Here is a 19,554-nt window from a genome sequence, read left to right as displayed (position 1 = left end):
GATGGGAGGCACGGCATTCGAAACCACGGCACCGGCGCAACAGGTGCAGCCGGGCCAACCGCAGGCACCGGTGGCGATTACCGTCAACGACCGTGCGGCGACGCGCGAAGCGATCATCCGCAAGGTGCGTGAGATGAACCACCAATTCATCGAGCGCTCGCAATGGGGTGCGGTGAAAGGTCGGGCCGAGGATAGCGACTGGGACTACAGCATGGTCGCCCTTCACCACGCCGGCCGCAGTTATGCCTGCAGCAGCGGCGCCGATCAGATGCTGGAAACCCAGAGCAAGCACATGGGCCAGGGCTATGACGACATCGGCTATCACTACGGCGTCGATTGCTCGGGCATCGTTTACGAAGGCCGCGACATTCGCCTGAAAGGTTCGAACGTGAGCAACTTCAACACTGGCGTGATCGGCATCGTGATGCTCAACAACCTGACCACGGCCGAGGAAGGCGGTGGCATCGTCGCCATCGGCCGACAATTGCAGGAATCCTTCGGCTACAACACCACCAATGCCATTCCTGCAGCGCAGCGCCAGGGGGTGCTCGACTTGCTCGCCGCGCTGAGAAGCGTGTTCGAAATCCGCCATTTCGGCGGTCATCGCGAGTATCCCAAGCAGCAGAACGACGGCAAGGTCTGCCCCGGCAACGTCGGCATGGAGCTGGTGCAGCAGATCCGTACCGGCAGTGGTTTGCAGGTGCCGCCCAGCTCATGAAGACCCTTGCCGCCGTGCTCGCCATCGCCCTGCTCGCCATCGTCTTCGTGGGGTACTACGACGCCCTGGACGATGCCGATATCAACCGGGTGTTCTTCATCAAGAAGGCGCCCACCTTGCAGGTCGAGTTTCGCAACCTGTTCGCCAATGACGCCGACGACAAGCCGCTGGAACGCCTGACGCCCGAGGAGCGCGACGAGGTGATCGCCTACTGCCGTTATCGTCTGGGCATCACCACTGAGCTGAACAGCCAGGCCGAGCTGGAGCGCTGCAAGCCGCGCTGATCAGTTGTCAGTGGTGCTCGATGCGATTGCGCCCGCCGCGCTTGGCGCAGTACAGGGCGATATCGCTGCGCGACAACGCGGCCTCGACGCTGGCGTCGCTGGCATTGAGCGATGAGATACCGACGCTGACGGCCAGGTAGATCTGTTCACCGGCATGCAGGATCGGCGCCTTGGCCAGTTCGCTCTGGATGCGGGTAGCGAAGTGCATGGCCTTGTCCAGATTCGCCTCGCTGAGCACCACGGCGAACTCCTCACCGCCCAGGCGCCCGGCCGTATCGCTCTTGCGCAACTGGCTGCAGAGAATCGCCGCGAAGTGGCGCAGGGCCTGATCGCCGACATTGTGCCCCCAACGATCGTTGATGGCCTTGAAGTAGTCCAGGTCGAACATCAGGATCGCCGCGCTCTGCTCGGAGCTGCGCTGCAAGCGCGCGAGCTCGGCTTCGAGCTGACGCATGAAGTGCCGGCGGTTGGCGAGCTGGGTCAGGAAATCGGTGGTGGCGAAGGCCTGCAACTCGGCCTCGATCTGCTTGCGTGCGGTCACGTCGGTCATGAAGCCGTGCCAGATGACGCTGCCGTCTTCTTCGCGACGCGGGCAAGCCTCTCCCTGGCACCAGGCGATGTCACGCCCCGGCACCTGCACGCGGAACTCCAGGTGCCAAGGCGTCAGTTGGACGGCTGAAAGCTGGAAGGAGTCGATGAATGCCGCCCGATCATCCGGATGGACGATGGCCGTCAGCGCCTGTGCGTCCTGCATCAGCTGTAGGGCGCTGAGGCCGCAGATGGCCTGAGCGCCGGCGCTGACATAGGTGAAGGCGAAGCTGCCATCGGTCTGCAGACGAAACTGGAAGACGATGCCGGGGATTTCATTGGTCAGGTCGGTCATCAGGGCAGCGGTCTGCTGTACTTGCTCGGACAGACGCCGCATGGCGGTGATATCGGTAGTGGTGCCGACCATACGCAGCGGTTTGCCGTGGTTGTCGCGCTCGACCACCTTGCCGCGGCTGCATACCCATTTGTACTGGCCATCACGGCAACGCAGGCGGTGCTCGACCTCATAGGCGTCAGTGTGCTGATCCAGGTGTGCCTGAATGGCCGCGCGGACGTAGTCGAGATCGGCCGGGTGTACGCGGGTGTAGCTCTCCTCGATGCGGTTGCCAATTTCATGGTCGGCATAGCCCAACAACGCCTTCCAGCTGCTGGAGTAGTGAATCTCGCCGGTGCTGACATCACGATCCCAGATGCCGGTGCCGCTGCCGGCGATGGCCAGCGCCATGCGTCGCTCGCTGTCGCGCAGGGCGGCGATTTCATGGTGTTGTCGGGTTTCGTCAATCTCCCGCGCCAGCAGGTCGAGCGCCAGGGCGGCGAAATCCTGCAGGGCTTCGCGCTGGTGAGCATCGAGTTCGCGCGGTTGCTCGCCGAGCAAATACAGGGCGCCGAGCCTGTCGCCCTCTTGCGTCAGCAATGGCCAGGTTACCCTGGAGCGCATGCCAGGCAGATGATGAGCGCCGTCGTTGGCCACATCATCTGCCTCGATGATCTGCGCCAATTGCTCATCACTCAGACCAGAACTGGCCCAGATACGTCGCGCACTCCCTACGCTGAAAACCAGCATCACGGCCGAGTCGAAATACCGACCGACCAGACGCACGAACCCGTCGAGCCGCTCATCGTTGACGCCGGCGGGCGCATAGACCGAACACAGGGGCTGCATATCAATTCTGCTTGGGTAGAAACGCGGAAATCGCCTGATATTGATACGCCATTAGTGGGCCGGCGTCTAATCGTTCGTGATCACCGTGGGTGTGTTTCGTCAGGACATGAAACGTCGATCAATCTCGGCTGGAGTTGTCGAGATATCGAACGATTTCTGCCAGTGCCTGGCGCCCCTCGGGAATCGGCAGGATTGGCCAGACGTGAATCATCCCCGCACCCACCACGGAATCCACTTGCACACCGGCGGCACGGCAGCGCTCGGCGAACAGCAGCTCGTCGTGATGCGCGATATCGCGCGTGCCAGCAAAGATCAGCAGCGGGGGCAAACCACCGAGATCGCCCTCGATGGGGCTGACGCGAGGGTGATCCACACCCAGCTCACCGGCATACAAACGCCCTGCCTCGCGCAGGCCGACGGCAGCCAGCATAGGGTCACCCTGCTCGCTGCCCGCGATGGCAGCGTGCTGCATGCGCACATCGACCCAGGGACAGATCAGCACCAGCCTGTTCGGCAGGGCAATGCCCTGCCCACGCAGCGCATCGCAGAGTGCGAGCGCCAGACCGCCGCCTGCCGAGTCGCCCATGACCCCGAGCGCCGTCAGTCGCTCCTGGGCACACAGTTGCTGGTAGATCTGCACGACGGTCGCAACGGTGCGCTGGCAGTCGCTCTCCGGCGCCAGTGGATAGAGCGGCACACTGATCGTATGGCCCGAGAGCTCGACCAGTTCGCGCAGAAAGCGCCAGTGATGCCGGGTAATCGGCCGCACGTACGCTCCGCCATGCAGGTAGAGCAGGTGTTGGCCGTTTGCGGTTGGGCTACGAGGCGCCAGACGATAGACCGGCACGCCAGCCAGGCGCTGTTCACGGATGTCTAGACATCGCCTCATGCCGGCCGACGGCTGCGCCGGCCCTGCTTGCCTGACCTGGCGAATGCCATCGAGCAGCGCCTGCACCGAGCTGTAGATACGTTTGCGGCGGGTCACCCGCAAGAAGGCAATCACCAGTTGGTTGCGAAGACTGGGCATGGGTCGGCTCGGTGCATTGTTGTTTGCGCTGATCTTACTGGATAGCGAACGCGGCAGAGTGTTGGCTAACCGACAGTCACCGGTTGAGGGCTCTGCCCTGCGCATTCAGGAGAGCTTGTCGTGCTGTAGGCGCTGGTCAGTCGAAATAATATTGTTATGATATAACATCTTTAACGATATCGATCTGACCATGTCCGCTCGCGCCTCGTAACCCCGAACCCCGCACTCAAGAAATCGCCACATCCGTGAAGTCCTCGCCGCTCACGCACGACCTACCAGGAATACCCATGAAAGCTACCTCGGCCTCTCTCGCCGTTCTCACTGCCCTGATCACGCCCGACCTGCACGCCGCATCCGGCAACTCCACCGTCTCGCTCGGCGAGGTGTACATCACGCCCGATCAGGGCGGCACGTTGCGCACCGACAGCATCCTCACCTCGGTCGACATCATGGGCAGCGACAAGATCGAAGATAAGAACGTGATGAACAGCTGGGAACTGGTGGGTCAGATGCCCGGCATCCAGCTGACCGAAACGCGCATGGGCGCCGAGTCCGGCAAGGTGACCTTCCGCGCCTTCAACGGAGAGGGTTACATCAACGGCATCAAGACACTGATCGACGGCGTGCCGAGCAACGTCAACAGCGGCAATCAGCGCTTCATCGACATGGTCTTCCCGCTGGAGCTGGATTACATCGAGGTGGTGCGGGGTACCAACGACCCGCGCTACGGCCTGCACAACATTGGCGGCAACATCAATTTCGTCACCCGCCAGGGCGGCAACTACACCGACGGTCGCGTGACCTACGGCAGCTTCAATACCCGCGAATTCCAGCTGGCAGTCGGTCACGAGGAAGGCAACTTCGCGCAGAACTACTTCATGGCCAAGCAGGACTCCGACGGTTTCCGCGACCACAGCGACTCCAACAAGTATTCCCTCGGCGGCAAATGGTTCGTCACCGATGACGAGCAGACCATGAAGCTCGGCGTGATCGCCCGCCTCTACCACCATCAGGCAGAGGAAGCCGGTTTCCTCACCGCGCGGGAGCTGGCCGCCAGTCGCAAACAGTCGCCGACGAAGAACGCCAACGACGGTGACGACCGCGACATGAAACACCTCAGCGCGCATGCCGACTTCCAGCTCAGCGATGACCTGAACCTGAGCAACAAGCTGTACTACAACAGCTACGACGATGACCGTACCGTGACCTTCACCAGCTACCCGGTCGGCAACGCGCCGCGCCAGCGTCGCCAGTGGCAGGAACGCCAGACCGGCGTGCTGAGCAACCTGACCTGGCGTGCCCACGACATGCTCACCCTCGACGGTGGCATCAACTACGAACAGCAGCACAACGAATACCGCCGCTACCGCTACAACTTCGGAATTCCCACCGATTTCGACACACCACCAGCGCGCACGCAGAACGACGACCGATACACGCTGTACAACACCGGCGTCTATGCCCAGGCGATCATCCAACCCATCGAGCAGTTGAAGATCATCCCGGCTTACCGGGTGGACAAGTTCTCCGGCAACACCGAGCTGATGGGTGGCGAGAAAGCCGAACTGCAGGACTACGGCTGGATCAAGCAGCCCAAGCTCAGCGTGGTCTACAGCGTCACGCCGGATGTGAACGTCTATGCCAACTGGGGCCGTACCTTCCAGATCCTCACCGGCTCCACTGCACCGGCCTACATGACGGCCGGCCAGGCTTCGTACCGGCCTTCGATCAACACCGGCAAGGAGGTGGGCGTGAAGTTCAAGCCGTTCACCGGCTCCGAGGCACGCATCGCCGTCTGGCAACAGGACGCCACCGACGAAGTGGCCAACATGCCGAGCACCGGCACCACCGTCGGCCTGGGTGAAACCCGCCGACGCGGCATAGACATGCAGCTCACTGCGCAGTTGAACGACCAGTGGACGCTGTGGGGCTCGCACGCCATTCAGGAGGCCAAGGTGGTCAGCGCCTTTACCGCAGGCGGGCAGTCGCTGTCCGGCAAGGAGGTGTTCTCTACGCCGCGCTACATCAGCAATGCAGGGGTCGATTATCAGTTCAACGACGCCTGGCGCTTCGGCCTGTCAGCCCGTGCACAGGGCGACTACTACATCGACGAGTTGAACGAACAAGGCAAGTACGGCGGCTTCGCGGTGCTGGATGCCAACGTGCGTTATCAGCTGTCGGCCACCACCAGCCTCGACCTGCAGCTGAAGAACCTGACGGATCGCGATTACGAATACGTGTGGTTCGACAATTTCTTCTGGGCCGCTGGCGACGAACAACCGATGTTCTCACCCGCACCGGGTCGCTCTGCGTACCTGTCGGTGAACATGAAGCTGTAATGCCATGCGCAGCCGTTGCCGGACTCGATGTGCAGATCGCCAGCACGTGATTGGCGCGCTGCACTCGCAACGCCGACAAACAAAAAGGCCAGGGCTAAACCCTGGCCTTTCACGCGCGAGCCATGCCTGGATTAACCGAGGGCATGGCAGCGATACAGGATCACGCCTGGTTGATCGGGTTCTCCGGGTACCAGACGTCCTGCAGCGGGCTGAGCTCGAACTTCTCCAGCTCGTCACGGCCTTTCAGCCAGGCCTCGACGGCAGTGCGCTGCTCTTCGTTGACCGAGCCACGCTTGGCCAGGCAGACCAGACCGAAGTCTTCGCCACCGACGTAATCCAGGCCATTGCCAGCGATGGCTTGATCGAGGAACTGATCGACGAAATCGTCGAGGGTCTTGTCGCTCAGGTCGGCCTTGAAGTTCAGGGTCAGCTCGAAGCCCAGCTCCTGGAATTCATCGACACAGAGCTTCTTGCGCAGACGGCGGGAACGGTTGGTCGCCATGAAACAATCCTCAAAGGTGATAACGCGCGGCACTCTAGCAGATCGGCCGAGTTGTCGCTCGCTGTCCGGCCGCCTTGCGGCATAATGACGGCAACTTTCTTCAGCCACAGACGGTCGTTAGCTACAGCTGCACTGTCTGATCCACCCTTTGTTGTAACCGCCCGAGCGCGCAAGGTTTTCCAACATGATCCAGCGGTTTCGCCAACTGGCGCTGAGCGCCCTGCTACTTCCCCTCGCCCTCTCCTGCCATGCCGCCAATGGCGCCCTGCCTGCCAAGGTCGAGCAGGCGCTGAAGGCCAACAAGATTTCCAACAACTCCCTCTCGGTGATGACCGTGCCCCTGGGCGGCCAGGGCGGTGGTCTGCAATTCAACGCCGATGTGTCGGTCAACCCGGCTTCCACCATGAAGCTGGTGACCACCTACGCAGCACTGGAGCTGCTCGGCCCCAACCACCAGTGGAAGACCGAGTTCTACGCCGACGGCCCGGTGAAGGACGGTGTGCTGCACGGCAACCTCTACCTCAAGGGCGGTGGCGACCCCAAGCTGAACATGGAAAAGCTCTGGCTGCTGCTGCGCGACCTGCGCATCAACGGCGTACGCCAGGTTCAGGGCGATCTGGTGCTCGACCGCAGCTTCTTCGTCGCGCCGCAGTTGCCGGCGTTCAACGATGACGGCGGCGATGCCAACAAGCCTTTCCTGGTCACGCCCGACTCCTTGCTGGTCAATCTCAAGGCGCAGCGTTTCATCACCCGCGCCGAGGGTGGCAAGGTCTCCATCGCCATGGATCCGCCGATCGCCACGATACGCATCGACAATCAGGTGCGCCTGCTCAAGGCCGGCACCTGCCCGGCCTGGCCCGATGTGCGCTACAACGCCGTGGAGCAGTTCGACGGCACCACGTTGATCGTCACCGGTCAACTGGCCGAAGGCTGCACCGCGCAGACCTACCTGTCGCTGCTCGACCACCCCAGCTACGCCGCCGGCGCGGTACGCGGCATCTGGCAGGAACTGGGCGGCAAGATACTCGGCAAGGATCGCCTCGCCCAACTGCCCGAAGATGCTCGCCTGCTGGTACGCGCCTTCTCGCCGGACGTGGTGGAGATCGTCCGTGACATCAACAAGTACAGCAACAACACCATGGCCCGGCAGTTGTTTCTCAGCATCGGCGCGCAGTTCCGCACCGAGGCCGACCAGGACGACGCCACGGCCGCGCAACGGGTGATTCGCAGCTGGTTGGCGCGCAAGGGCATCACCGCACCGCATCTGGTGCTGGAAAACGGCTCCGGTCTTTCACGCGCCGAGCGCATCAGCGCACGGGAAATGGCCGCCATCCTCCAGGCAGCCTGGCGCAGCCCCTACGCCGCGGAATTTCGCAGCTCGATGCCACTGGTAGCAATGGATGGCACCATGCGCAGGCGCCTGCTGCGTACGCCGCTGGTGGGCGAGGCGCACATCAAGACCGGCACCCTGAACAACGTACGCGCCATTGCCGGCTACAGCCGCGACCGTAACGGCCAGGACTGGGCCGTGGTCGCCATCCTCAACGACCCGAAACCCTGGGGCGCTACCTCGATTCTCGATCAGGTGCTGCTCGACACCTACAGCCAGCCCAAGCGCTGACAAGCACGTAGCCCGGATGCAATCCGAGGGCCTTTTATCCTGGCCCCGGATTGCATCCGGGCTACGCAATCAACGGGCGGTCAGACGCCAGGCGCGGTGGATCTTCGAGTTACGCGCGAAGTCCGGGTCGAGGGTCTGTGCACTGATTTCCTCCACCTGATAGCGCGCCGCCAAGCCCTCGTCGAGCTGGAACTTGCGGAAGTTGTTGGAGAAGTACAGCACGCCGCCACGGGCCAGACGCGCCATGGCCAGGTCGATCAGTTCGACGTGGTCGCGCTGCACATCGAATACCCCTTCCATACGCTTGGAGTTGGAGAAGGTTGGCGGGTCGATGAAGATCAGGTCGTACTCACCACGATCCTCAGCCAGCCAGGCCATCACATCACCCTGCTCCAGACGGTTCTTGTCGGAAAAACCATTGAGCGACAGGTTACGTCGCGCCCAATCGAGATAGGTCTTCGACAGATCGACACTGGTGGTGCTGCGTGCGCCGCCCTTGGCCGCATGCACAGTGGCCGTGGCGGTGTAGCAGAACAGGTTGAGAAAGCGCTTGCCAGCCGCCTCGCGCTGGATACGCAGGCGCAACGGACGATGGTCGAGGAACAGGCCGGTGTCGAGGTAGTCGGTGAGGTTGACCAGCAGCTTGGCGCCGCCTTCGCTCACCTCCATGAACTCGCCCTGACTGGCCTGGCGCTGGTACTGCTTGGTGCCGGCCTGGCGCTCACGGCGCTTGATCACCACGCGGTTCTGCGCCACGCCCAGCGCCTGGGGAATGGCCGCCAAGGCGTCGAGCAGTCGTGCCTGGGCCTTTTCCGGATCGATGGACTTGGGTGCGGCATACTCCTGCACATGCACCCAATCGCGGTACAGGTCGATCGCCAGGGCATATTCCGGCATGTCGGCATCGTACAGGCGGTAGCACTCGACGCCTTCGCGGCGCGCCCATTTGCCCAGTTGCTTGAGGTTCTTCTGCAGGCGATTGGCGAACATCTGCCCACCTTCGGAGAGCAGAACCTGCGTCGGCGCCTCAGCCGGCGTCTGCTCATCCTCGACACGACCACGCCGGTCGCTGGTGACGAACTGCTCGACCTGCACCTTGATCAGCAGCAGCTTGCACGGCAATGCGCCGTTCCAGAAGGCGTACTGCTTATGGCTGCGCAGCCCCATGCGCTTGCCCAGCTCCGGCGCACCAGTGAACACTGCCGCTTCCCAGCCCAGACATGCCTGGCGCAAACGCTCGCCCAGGTTCTGGTAGAGATACAGCAGGCTGGCCTCATCACCCAGACGCTCGCCGTAGGGCGGGTTGCTGATCACCAGGCCTTTCTGATTCTGATCCGGACGCGGCTCGAAGCTACCCACCTCGCCCTGGTAGATCTTCACCCAGTCGGATAGACCGGCACGCTCGACGTTGTTGCGCCCAGGCTGGATCAAACGCGGGTCAGCTTCGTAGCCGCGAATCCACAGCGGCGGCTTGGCCAGACCGGCGGCGGCGCGCTGCTCGGCCTCGGTATGCAGCTTCTTCCACAACGCCGGCACGTGCCCCAGCCAGTTGCTGAAGCCCCAGCGTTCACGCTTGAGGTTGGGGGCAATGTCGGCGGCCATCAGCGCCGCCTCGATGAGGAAGGTGCCCACGCCACACATAGGGTCGGCCAGAGCGCCACCTTCGGCAGCGATGCGCGGCCAGCCTGCGCGGATCAGCACGGCGGCTGCCAGGTTTTCCTTCAGAGGTGCAGCGCCCTGCTGCAAGCGATAACCGCGCTGGTGCAGGCTATGCCCGGAGAGATCCAGCGAGAGAATCGCCTCACCGCGATCCAGACGCAGGTGCACGCGCAGATCCGGGTTGAGCTTGTCGATGCTCGGGCGCTCACCGCTCGCCGTGCGCAGACGGTCGACGATGGCATCCTTGACCTTCAGAGCACCGAAGTGCGTGTTGTCGATGCCCGAGCCGTTGCCACTGAACTCGACCGCCAGGCTGCCGGATGGCTCCAGATGATCGCGCCAGTCGACTGCCTGCACACCATCATAGAGATCGTCGGCATTGGCCATGGAGAAGCGCGACAGCACCAGCAGCACACGGTTGGCCAAACGCGACCACAGGCACAGGCGATAGGCGGTTTCCAGCTCGGCCTGGCCACGCACGGCAGCGGTCTGCTCGCGCGCCTCTTCCAGCCCCAGCGACCTGGCCTCCTCCAGCAACAGGGTTTCGAGCCCCTTGGGGCAGGTCAGTACGATTTCATAACGCTCGGACATGGAGTATCCAGTGCCAATGGCATTCGGGGAGGCGCGCTTCAGGCAGCGCCTCGACTTAAAAATAAGTGACAAAGTGTCACAGCGCGACCCTTCGTCGGAATAAGCAGCAGTCTCATTTGCAATGGCAATCTGACCAAGCGACCTGCCATAGCCAGGCCTCACGCTGCCTGCCAAAAGATGCCTGGACGTTTGACCAGGCTCGTTATGGCTTCACCTACACTTCGGTTAAGCCCTTATGACAAATTGATCATTCACAGGCCCCGGTGCATTCGTTAGAACTCTACCCAGGCTTTCGTTGCAACGGCGAAAGCGCAGGAGGTTCGCCACGCCGGCAGTGAACCTCCGCAGGCAGAAACTCTCTGCCAGGCCTTGCTACAAGGCCAACGGGACATAACAGTCAACAGTGAGGGCAACACCCTATGAGAAGACTTAAGCGTGATCCGTTAGAAAGAGCTTTTTTGCGCGGCTATCAGTACGGCATCAATGGTAAATCCCGCGAACTATGCCCCTTTACCCTACCTTCGGTTCGTCAGGCCTGGCTCAATGGCTGGCGTGAGGGCCGTGGCGACAACTGGGATGGGCTGACCGGCACTGCCGGTATTCATCGCCTCAACGAACTTCACGCTGTCGGCTGATCAGGATCACACCCGACTTCACCATGCCGACCCCCTCCGGGCGGCGGGCGCAAGCCCAAGGGCTCCTTCGGGAGCCCTATTTATTTGTCTACTTACGCAGGGCGGCGATGGCATCCACCGCTTCGCGAATCAGCGCCGGCCCTTTGTAGATGAACCCCGAATAAATCTGTACCAGGCTCGCACCTGCTGCGATCTTCTCCGCAGCGTGCCTGCCCTCGGTGATACCGCCGACGGCAATGATCGGCAAACGTCCGCTCAACTCTCCCGCCAGCACCTTGACGATATGCGTGCTCTTGTCGCGCACCGGCGCGCCAGACAGACCACCGGACTCGTCGGCATGCGCCAGCCCCTCGACGCCCTCACGGCTGAGCGTGGTGTTGGTGGCGATGACCGCATCCATGTCAGCGCCCAGCAGCGCTGCAGCCACCAGAGCGGTTTCCTCGTCGCTCATGTCCGGCGCGATCTTGATCGCCAACGGTACACGCCGGCCATGCTCCTGGGTCAGATCTTCCTGGCGGCGGCGTAGCGCTTCGAGCAGCTCCTTGAGCGAATCACCGAACTGCAGACTGCGCAGCCCAGGCGTATTGGGCGAACTGACGTTGACCGTGACATAACTGGCATGGGCATACACCTTGTCCAGGCAGGTCAGATAATCGTCCACCGCTCGCTCGACCGGCGTATCGAAGTTCTTGCCGATATTGATACCCAGCACGCCCTTGAATTTCGCCGCCTGCACACGCGCCAACAGGTGGTCGACGCCCAGATTGTTGAACCCCATGCGGTTGATCACCGCCTCGGCATCCGGCAAACGGAACAGGCGTGGCTTGGGGTTACCTGGCTGAGGACGCGGCGTGACGGTACCGATCTCGACGAAACCGAAACCGAGCTGAGCAAAGCCCTCGATGGCATCGCCATTCTTGTCCAAACCGGCGGCAAGGCCGACGGGATTGGGAAACTCCAGGCCCATGACCGACACTGGCAAACTGGCCGGCGCCTTGGTCAGCAAACCATTGAGCCCCAGGCGGCCGCCCGCACCGATCAGATCGATGGACAGCTCGTGAGAGGTTTCCGGGGAGAGTTTGAACAGCAGCTCGCGGGCCAGGGAGTACATGGGCAGGCTCAGCTCGACAGATAAAGGATGGGCAGACCGCCGATTATAGCCGCGCGCACGCACTGGACGCGAGGCAAGCGCGCCAGATCAAGCCAAAGGGCGTAAGCTCAAAAGTTCGCCCGAGCTGCTGAACTCCAGCATGAAGGAACCATAGATGCCCGCATGAGTCAGATAGGGCCGCAGGTGATGGGCCGGTAAACTGACGCGGCGGCCGTCGCGACTTTGCGCAATAATCCTGTTGGCATGACCCCGATAGATGGCCTGCAACCGTTCGGCCGATAACGCAATATCCAGCACCAAGCTGGGCATGGAGGCACCCTCGCAAATGAATGCGGCTATTTTGCCACAACCCCGTACAGCCACCGTCGCACACCCGACTGTATGGGCAATAGCCGCCAGTGTCTGCCACACTGCATTAGACGCTTCAGGAGCGATCAGCCGGCCATGAGCCTGTCCGAGCCTTCCACCCTCAGCACTCGCCTGACCGCCCTGGCACAACGCCTGGGGCTGATCGGACGCGGCTCGCGACAAATTTTTTCCAGGGCCAGCACCTTGCGTCTGCCCTTCAAGGCTCTGCCGACACCTGGCGACAGCATCTGCTGGCACGAAACCCCACAACTGCAACGGCTGCTCAACCTGCCCCGCGGCGCCCTCTCCGGCCCCGTTCAAGAGGACAAGGCCCAGGCACACTCCGCTCTGACTCAGGTGGTAGAGGCACAGACCCAGCAGCTGCAATCCTTCGACCTGCGCATGATCGATGGCTTTGCCTGCAGCACCGCGACACCGGGTTACGCCAGCTTCGAGGACTATGCGGCCAGCGAACACTGCAAGCAGATCCGCATCATCAGCTACAAGGACTTCCTCAAGACCATCAGCCTGCCGTTGCCGCGCTTCCTCGCTGGCGACTCGATCGAACTGCGCCAGGCTAATTGGCGCGGTACTCGCACCTTCTGGGCAGGGGAACAACAGGGCGAAGCCTTCGCCAGCGCCATCGCTTACGCACGCATGCGCGGGCTGGAAGTGCTACTGCCAGCCAATCTGGTTCGCTACAGCCTCAATACCGCGGGATTGGACAATCTGCAGAGGCGCTACCACGTGCTCGCCATGCCAGGTGAAGCCTGGAGCGACCCGAGCTTCATGGGCCTGTTGCTGGACAATGGTCTGCCCTACGCTCGCCTGTCACTGCTGAAGACCACAGGCTCTCCCGAGTTTCTTCTGCTACCCAAAGAACACCTGGAAGCGACTGCATTGGGCGAAGGCCTACGTCTGGCAGGAGCGCCTGACGTATTGAGCTATCTGCACGATCTGAATCGCTGACCTTGCCAGACACCCGCTCTGATGGGCTGGCTAACGCTAACTTCAGACTGGCACCACCTCTTGCTGTAGCCACCTCTCGAAAGCGCAAGTCTGCGAACAGCCTTGCCTGGCCGCGTAGTAGACCAGCTTCAGATGACGATCCTCGTCGATGGTCAGCGTGATGTGCTCGAACGTCACCTTGCCGAGCGCGGCAATGTGCAGATCACGCACGCCCTGGCAGGAACCCTGTATGTCCTGCTGCCGCCAGCAGTCCCTGAAGTCTGGTGAGGCCCTCTCCAGCTCCTTGACCAGGGCAGCGATATCCGCCGCCTGCGTGGCCCGCACGAAGTCGCGACGGAAGCTGGAAAGTATCTGCCGTGCCTGCTCTTCCCAGGGGGTGAACAGCTCGCGCATAGCCGGATAGGTGAACAGCATCCACAGTAAATTGCGGCGCTCCGCCGGCAGCGCAGAAAAACCGAACACACGATCGGCCGCAGCATTCCAGGCCAGCACGTCCCAGCGAAGATTGAGCACGTAGGCCGGACTCGCAGGCAGGTCACCCATCAGCCGATGAATCAGCGCCGGTACCGTGCACCAGGTCTTGCCCGGCTCGGCTGGCAGGCGCTGATGGGCGAGCAGGAACAGATGGCGCCGCTCGGAGGTATCCAGCTTGAGCGCCCTCGAGAGGTTGTCGAGAAAGGTCGCAGACACACTGATATCCCGCCCTTGTTCGAGCCAGGTGTACCAGGACAAGCCCACCCCGGCCAAAGCCGCGACTTCCTCTCGACGCAGCCCAGGCGTGCGCCGTCGGTTACCGGCGGGCAGCCCCACCTCCTGCGGTGAAATACGTTCGCGGCGGCTACGCAGGAATTCGGCCAGCTCCGTGCGCGTGCGTTCGGCTGTGCGCGGCGTGCTCATCCGATCACCTCTAGTAATAGAATAAATTGTCAAATTGTACCCCTCATAAATCCGAGGAGAATACCCCCGACTGGCTGCGCGCGCCCAAACCAGGACTCTCACGTGGTGAGAAACCACGCAGAGGCGCATTAGCCATTCACCAAGGAGAAACGGATGTATCAAGCACCTCTTCGGGAATCACAGAAGCCATTGCAGGGCCCATCTCCCATCCACCTCATCGCTCTGGGAGCCTTCGCTCTCGGTATGGCTTCCTATGTCACGGCCGGGCTGATTCCGATGATCGAAGCCTCGTTCGCCGTGTCCGTAGCGGTGGCCGCCCAACTGGTGACCGCCTTTACCCTGGCTTATGGCCTGGGCTCACCACTTCTCGTCGCCTTGACACCGGCACATCGCCAGCGCGCCGGCCTGCTGCTAGCACTGGGGGTGTTCGTCATCGCCAACGCAGCCAGTACGCTGGCCGAGAACTTTGCCGTACTACTGGCCTGGCGCGCCATCGCCGGTATCGGCGCTGGCGTCTACCTGGCCATGGGCATCGCGGCCTCGACCGCCCTTTCCACCGAGCAACACCGCGGCAAGGCCATCGCCATCATCATGGGTGGCATGGCCAGCGGCGTGGTACTGGGTGTACCACTGGGCCTGCTGACAGCCGAGCGGTTGGGCTGGCAGGCAGCACTGTGGTTGGTCACCCTGCTCGGAGCGGTGGCATTACTCGGCCTGCTGCTGAGGCTTCCGGCGCTACCGGCGGACAGCGCCACCACACTGAGAAAGAAACTGGCGATCCTGGGCAATGGCCATGTCCTGATCATCCTGCTGGTGTCGCTGCTGGCGGCAATCGCCAGCCTAGGCATGTACACCTTCATCGCTGTACTGCTGGCCGACCCGGCCTATGGCGCTGTGCGCTCGGTCACGCCCTATCTGTGGGTCTGGGGTATCGGCGGGGTGCTGGGCAGCTTTCTGATCGGCCCACTGGTGGATCGCATCAAAGGGCCACTGCTGACCTTCGCCATCATGCTGATCCTCGCGGTGTCGCTGTTCGTGCTGCCGCTGGCAGCGGCCCTCGACACCTGGCTGGTGATGCTACCCATAGCCCTGTGGGGCTCGGTCGGCTGGGCTTTGCAGGTACCGCAGAACAACGAACTGATCCTGGCGCGCGAGACCCAGGGCGACGGTAACCTGGCCATAGCCCTGAACGAGTCAGCGCTCTACCTAGGCAGCGCCATCGGCGCCGCTGCCGGCGGCTTCGTGTTGCTGTTGCAAACGCCAACCTGGATCCTGGCCGCCAGCGCCGGCGGAGTCGCCACCCTGGGTGCTCTGCTGCAGATCGTCAACCTGCGTCGCCGAATACGCTACAACAGCAATCTCGCCCCCGATAGCTGAGTCATGGAGCCCCCCTTTACGGCAGCATCGCTGCCGTAAAGGGGGGTACTGCCACAAGCCCGCAGGCCGGAGAGCCACAGAATAGGAAAGGTGAGCTTCGCCCGCAGGCGAGACTGTTCGAGCACGCCCCATGGATGGCACACACGAACAAAGGGCTTCTGAAGAGGGGGGAGCGGCAGATGGCATTAATGCCAAGAACAGCTGTATGCCAGCACCGAACAGAAGGCTAATCCCAGTCGCCACGCCCGCTCAGCAAGCGACCAATCATCTCCATGGAATGACCACGGTAGGCAAGAAAACGGCCTTGTTGCGCGCGTTCACGGGCATCCGCCGGCAGCTGTCCGGCAAATTTGCGCTGCCAGGTTTCACGCAGTTGTTCGAACCAGTCGATGCCACTGTCACGCAGTGCCTGCTCGATATCGCTACGCACCAAGCCACGCTGCCCCAGTTCCTCACGGATACGTTGCGGGCCATAACCGGCGCGCGCGCGGTAGGCGATGAAGCTTTCCAGATAACGGGCCTCGGAAAGCAGCCCCTCCTCCGCCAATCGCTGCAAGGCAGCTTCGATCAACTCGTCAGGAGCGCCACGCTTGCGTAGCTTGCGCGTCAACTCCACCCGCCCATGCTCGCGCCGCGCCAGCAGATCCATGGCCGCCCGCCTGACGGCGAGCGGGTTATCCAGCACAACGGTCATTACAGAAGAACTTAGAAATCGACTTCGGCATCAGCCAGATCGGCAGCCGGAGCCTTGGCCGGAGCACTGCTGACCAGCAGCTTCTCGCGAATCAGACCTTCGATCTCGCGCGCCACTTCCTGGTTGTCCTCCAGGAATTTGGCCGCATTGGCCTTGCCCTGACCGATCTTGTTGCCCTTGTAGCTGTACCAGGCGCCCGACTTCTCGACCAGGCCCTGCTGCACGCCGAGATCGATGATCTCGCCATTACGGTAGATACCTTTGCCGTAAAGGATCTGGAACTCGGCCTGACGGAAAGGTGGAGCGACCTTGTTCTTGACGATCTTCACGCGGGTTTCGCTACCCACCACTTCCTCGCCTTCCTTCACCGCACCAGTACGACGGATGTCCAGACGAACCGAGGAGTAGAACTTCAGTGCGTTACCACCAGTGGTGGTTTCCGGGCTGCCGAACATCACGCCGATCTTCATGCGGATCTGGTTGATGAAGATCACCAGGCAGTTGGCATTCTTGATGTTGCCGGTGATCTTGCGCAGCGCCTGGCTCATCAGGCGAGCCTGCAGGCCAACGTGCATGTCGCCCATTTCACCTTCGATTTCCGCCTTGGGCACCAGGGCCGCCACGGAGTCGACGATGATCACGTCGATGGCGTTGGAGCGCACCAGCATGTCGGTGATTTCCAGAGCCTGTTCACCGGTATCCGGCTGCGACACCAGCAGGTCATCGACGTTGACACCGAGCTTGCCGGCATAGTCCGGATCCAGGGCGTGCTCGGCATCGACGAACGCACAGGTCGCGCCCAGCTTCTGCGCTTCGGCGATCACCGACAGGGTCAGCGTGGTCTTACCGGATGATTCCGGACCGTAGATCTCGACGATACGACCTTTCGGCAGACCGCCAATGCCCAGGGCGATATCCAGCCCCAGCGAGCCAGTGGAAATGGCCGGAATGGCCTGACGCTCATGGTCACCCATGCGCATGACCGCGCCTTTGCCGAACTGCTTCTCGATCTGACCCAGGGCAGCCGCCAAAGCGCGCTTCTTGTTCTCGTCCATTACCATCCTCACGTATTAACAAGGGCCTCGAGGGCCGCCTACAACTGTATAAGTAGCCAGTATTATTCCACAGGGCAAGTCGCCCGCCTACCCCATAACCGGATTTTCCTCCGCGAGCAGGCGCAGAAGCCCCGCCAGAGCGGTCTCGACCGTTTGTCGGCGTACCTGATCGCGGTTGCCCGCGAACTGCTTGCGTACGCTGAAAAAGCGCTCACCATCGCCCCAGGCCAACCAGACGGTACCTACCGGTTTCTCCACAGAACCGCCATCCGGCCCGGCTACCCCGCTGACAGCCACCGCATAGCGCGCGCCACTATTGGCCTGCGCACCACGCACCATCGCCTCGACCACTTCGCGGCTGACGGCGCCTACGCTCCTGAACAACTCGACCGGCACTGCCAATTGCTTGCTCTTTTGCGTATTCGAATAAGTGACATAGCCGGCTTCGAACCAGGCCGAACTACCGGGAATGCGCGTAATGGCCTCGGCGATACCCCCTCCCGTGCACGACTCGGCCGTAGTGACCTGAGCCCCTTGCGCTTTCAACGCCTTACCCAGTTGTTCAGCCAATTCGCTGATCCTGTCCATGCCCGCTCCTCCATCATTGAACTGCAAACCCTACACAGCTTGCGCAACCGGTGGAAACCACAAACTTCGTCTACTGTTATTTCTTGCAATGGAACAAGAGGAGACACTGGCATGTGGTTGTCACGGAGTAAGGAGCACAAGGACGCGCCAAGCGAGGGAGCAGCAGAGCTGCAAGCCATTCGCCAATCCATGGCGATGATCGAATTCACCCCTGATGGCATCATCCTCAACGCCAATGACGCCTTCCTCTCCGTGGTGCAATACCGCCTGGAGGAGATCGTCGGCCAGCACCATCGTCTGTTCTGTCCTCGCAACCTGAGTGAGAGCCCCGCCTACCAGCAGTTCTGGCAGCGCCTGCGCCAGGGCGAACATTTCAGCGACCGATTTCCCCGGCTGACGCGAGACGGCAAGGAGGTCTGGCTCGAAGCCACCTACATGCCGATACGTGACGCTCAGGGTGTGGTGATCAAAGTGATGAAAATCGCCACCGACATCACCCGCCAGGTGGCGGCCGAACACATGCACGAGAGCTACATCAAGGCCATCGATCGCTCGATGGCAGTGATCGAATTCAACCTCGAAGGTGAGGTGGTGAGTGCCAATCAGAACTTCCTCAACCTGATGGGCTATCGCCGCGAAGAGGTGATTGGCCAACATCACCGCGTCTTCTGCCTGGCAGAGGACAGCCGCAGCGATGACTATCGGCAGTTCTGGGCACGCCTGAACAAGGGCGAGTTCATGTCCGACCGTTTTTGCCGGGTGACCAAACAAGGCCAGCAGGTCTGGCTGCGCGCCACCTACAACCCACTATACGACGCCAACGGTCGACTCTATGGCGTGGTGAAGTTCGCCAGTGACATCACCGCTCAAGTGGAACGACGCGATTCGGAAGCTGCGGCTGCCCAACTCGCCCATGACATCGCAAAGGAAACCGACGTATCTGCCGATCATGGCACCCGCACCGTGGCGCAAACGGTAGCCGTGGTCACCGACATTGCTAGTGAACTGGCCAATGTGGCCGAACAGATAGAGGGCCTGAACAAGCAGTCCGAACAGATTACCAGCATCGTTCAAGTCATTCGCAGCATCGCCGACCAGACCAACCTGCTGGCGCTCAACGCAGCGATCGAGGCTGCGCGCGCGGGTGAGCAAGGTCGCGGGTTCGCGGTCGTCGCCGACGAGGTTCGCCAGCTTGCCTCACGCACCAGCCAGGCCACCCAAGAAATCAATGGTGTGGTTCAGCAAAACCAGAGTCTCGCGCGCAACGCAGTCTCCAGCATGGCAACGACCCAGGAACGGGCACGCCAGAGCGTCGATCTGGCCAACCAGGCCGGCGAGGTAATTCGTGAGATTCGCAGCGAATCGCAGCGCGTGGTCGAAGCCGTGGCCCAGTTCTCGGTGACCTTCACCGACTGAAGAGGTAATCGC

At 61.9% G+C, this 19,554-nt stretch carries 18 protein-coding genes; 8 read left to right on the top strand and 10 right to left on the bottom strand.

What is annotated here, in order from left to right:
- Nucleotide 1: 1 nt before the first annotated feature.
- Complete coding sequence (locus C7A17_RS19685) at nucleotides 2-718, top strand: peptidoglycan recognition protein family protein (RefSeq protein WP_106739609.1); 717 nt, start codon at nucleotides 2-4, stop codon at nucleotides 716-718.
- Nucleotides 715-1,002 (top strand): hypothetical protein, encoded by a 288-nt coding sequence (locus tag C7A17_RS19680; protein ID WP_106739608.1) that lies wholly within the window; start codon nucleotides 715-717, stop codon nucleotides 1,000-1,002. The genes C7A17_RS19685 and C7A17_RS19680 overlap by 4 nt, the downstream gene beginning before the upstream one ends.
- Before the next feature lie 7 nt (nucleotides 1,003-1,009).
- On the opposite strand, the gene C7A17_RS19675 is transcribed toward C7A17_RS19680, so the two are convergent.
- Both C7A17_RS19675 and C7A17_RS19670 read right to left on the bottom strand, forming a co-directional pair.
- On the bottom strand, nucleotides 1,010-2,713 hold the full coding sequence (locus C7A17_RS19675) for a sensor domain-containing diguanylate cyclase (RefSeq protein WP_106739607.1): 1,704 nt from the start codon (nucleotides 2,711-2,713) through the stop codon (nucleotides 1,010-1,012).
- Between the two features lie 118 nt (nucleotides 2,714-2,831).
- Entirely contained in the window at nucleotides 2,832-3,740 is a 909-nt protein-coding gene (locus C7A17_RS19670; RefSeq protein ID WP_234035822.1) for an alpha/beta hydrolase, read from the bottom strand.
- Nucleotides 3,741-4,027: 287 nt separating this feature from the next.
- Between C7A17_RS19670 and C7A17_RS19665 the strand changes: the two genes are divergently transcribed.
- Complete coding sequence (locus C7A17_RS19665; protein WP_106739606.1) at nucleotides 4,028-6,079, top strand: TonB-dependent receptor; 2,052 nt, start codon at nucleotides 4,028-4,030, stop codon at nucleotides 6,077-6,079.
- A 160-nt stretch (nucleotides 6,080-6,239) separates the two neighbouring features.
- Here C7A17_RS19665 and C7A17_RS19660 read toward each other — a convergent pair whose 3' ends face one another.
- Nucleotides 6,240-6,581 carry a YggL family protein gene (locus C7A17_RS19660; RefSeq protein ID WP_106739605.1) on the bottom strand — a complete coding sequence of 114 codons (342 nt, stop codon included), beginning with the start codon at nucleotides 6,579-6,581 and terminating at the stop codon, nucleotides 6,240-6,242.
- Nucleotides 6,582-6,765: 184 nt separating this feature from the next.
- Here C7A17_RS19660 and dacB point away from each other — a divergent pair, with 184 nt between their 5' ends.
- Entirely contained in the window at nucleotides 6,766-8,202 is a 1,437-nt protein-coding gene (dacB, locus tag C7A17_RS19655) for a D-alanyl-D-alanine carboxypeptidase/D-alanyl-D-alanine endopeptidase (protein WP_106739604.1), read from the top strand.
- Nucleotides 8,203-8,271: 69 nt separating this feature from the next.
- Here the strand turns inward: dacB and rlmKL are convergent, their stop codons facing one another.
- Nucleotides 8,272-10,452, bottom strand: coding sequence for a bifunctional 23S rRNA (guanine(2069)-N(7))-methyltransferase RlmK/23S rRNA (guanine(2445)-N(2))-methyltransferase RlmL (gene rlmKL / locus C7A17_RS19650; protein WP_106739603.1), 2,181 nt, complete (start codon nucleotides 10,450-10,452; stop codon nucleotides 8,272-8,274).
- Nucleotides 10,453-10,871: 419 nt separating this feature from the next.
- Between rlmKL and rmf the strand changes: the two genes are divergently transcribed.
- On the top strand, nucleotides 10,872-11,087 hold the full coding sequence (rmf, locus tag C7A17_RS19645; RefSeq protein ID WP_003244273.1) for a ribosome modulation factor: 216 nt from the start codon (nucleotides 10,872-10,874) through the stop codon (nucleotides 11,085-11,087).
- 88 nt (nucleotides 11,088-11,175) lie between these two features.
- On the opposite strand, the gene C7A17_RS19640 is transcribed toward rmf, so the two are convergent.
- Both C7A17_RS19640 and C7A17_RS19635 read right to left on the bottom strand, forming a co-directional pair.
- Nucleotides 11,176-12,198 (bottom strand): quinone-dependent dihydroorotate dehydrogenase, encoded by a 1,023-nt coding sequence (locus tag C7A17_RS19640; protein ID WP_106739602.1) that lies wholly within the window; start codon nucleotides 12,196-12,198, stop codon nucleotides 11,176-11,178.
- Between the two features lie 87 nt (nucleotides 12,199-12,285).
- Complete coding sequence (locus tag C7A17_RS19635; RefSeq protein WP_106739601.1) at nucleotides 12,286-12,507, bottom strand: DUF2835 domain-containing protein; 222 nt, start codon at nucleotides 12,505-12,507, stop codon at nucleotides 12,286-12,288.
- 135 nt (nucleotides 12,508-12,642) lie between these two features.
- On the opposite strand from C7A17_RS19635, the gene C7A17_RS19630 reads away from it, so the two are divergent.
- Nucleotides 12,643-13,515 carry a DUF6685 family protein gene (locus tag C7A17_RS19630; RefSeq protein ID WP_106739600.1) on the top strand — a complete coding sequence of 291 codons (873 nt, stop codon included), beginning with the start codon at nucleotides 12,643-12,645 and terminating at the stop codon, nucleotides 13,513-13,515.
- Between the two features lie 42 nt (nucleotides 13,516-13,557).
- Here C7A17_RS19630 and C7A17_RS19625 read toward each other — a convergent pair whose 3' ends face one another.
- On the bottom strand, nucleotides 13,558-14,412 hold the full coding sequence (locus C7A17_RS19625; protein WP_106739599.1) for a helix-turn-helix transcriptional regulator: 855 nt from the start codon (nucleotides 14,410-14,412) through the stop codon (nucleotides 13,558-13,560).
- A 153-nt stretch (nucleotides 14,413-14,565) separates the two neighbouring features.
- Here C7A17_RS19625 and C7A17_RS19620 point away from each other — a divergent pair, with 153 nt between their 5' ends.
- A complete protein-coding gene (locus C7A17_RS19620; RefSeq protein WP_106739598.1) occupies nucleotides 14,566-15,789 on the top strand; it encodes an MFS transporter in 1,224 nt (407 codons plus the stop codon).
- A 226-nt stretch (nucleotides 15,790-16,015) separates the two neighbouring features.
- Here C7A17_RS19620 and recX read toward each other — a convergent pair whose 3' ends face one another.
- From recX to C7A17_RS19605, 3 genes are all read right to left on the bottom strand, one after another.
- A complete protein-coding gene (recX, locus tag C7A17_RS19615; RefSeq protein WP_106739597.1) occupies nucleotides 16,016-16,483 on the bottom strand; it encodes a recombination regulator RecX in 468 nt (155 codons plus the stop codon).
- 11 nt (nucleotides 16,484-16,494) lie between these two features.
- Nucleotides 16,495-17,538 carry a recombinase RecA gene (recA, locus tag C7A17_RS19610; RefSeq protein ID WP_106739596.1) on the bottom strand — a complete coding sequence of 348 codons (1,044 nt, stop codon included), beginning with the start codon at nucleotides 17,536-17,538 and terminating at the stop codon, nucleotides 16,495-16,497.
- Between the two features lie 87 nt (nucleotides 17,539-17,625).
- The gene (locus tag C7A17_RS19605; protein ID WP_106739595.1) at nucleotides 17,626-18,126 is read right to left on the bottom strand and encodes a CinA family protein; all 501 of its coding nucleotides are present in this window, start codon (nucleotides 18,124-18,126) and stop codon (nucleotides 17,626-17,628) included.
- A gap of 111 nt (nucleotides 18,127-18,237) precedes the next feature.
- Here C7A17_RS19605 and C7A17_RS19600 point away from each other — a divergent pair, with 111 nt between their 5' ends.
- Entirely contained in the window at nucleotides 18,238-19,542 is a 1,305-nt protein-coding gene (locus tag C7A17_RS19600) for a methyl-accepting chemotaxis protein (protein WP_106739594.1), read from the top strand.
- Nucleotides 19,543-19,554 lie beyond the last annotated feature (12 nt).

This window comes from Pseudomonas mendocina, from assembly GCF_003008615.1.
Lineage (GTDB): Bacteria > Pseudomonadota > Gammaproteobacteria > Pseudomonadales > Pseudomonadaceae > Aquipseudomonas > Aquipseudomonas mendocina_C.
Note: the sequence above shows the minus strand (reverse complement) of the source record. Positions and strands in the feature narration are given on the sequence as shown.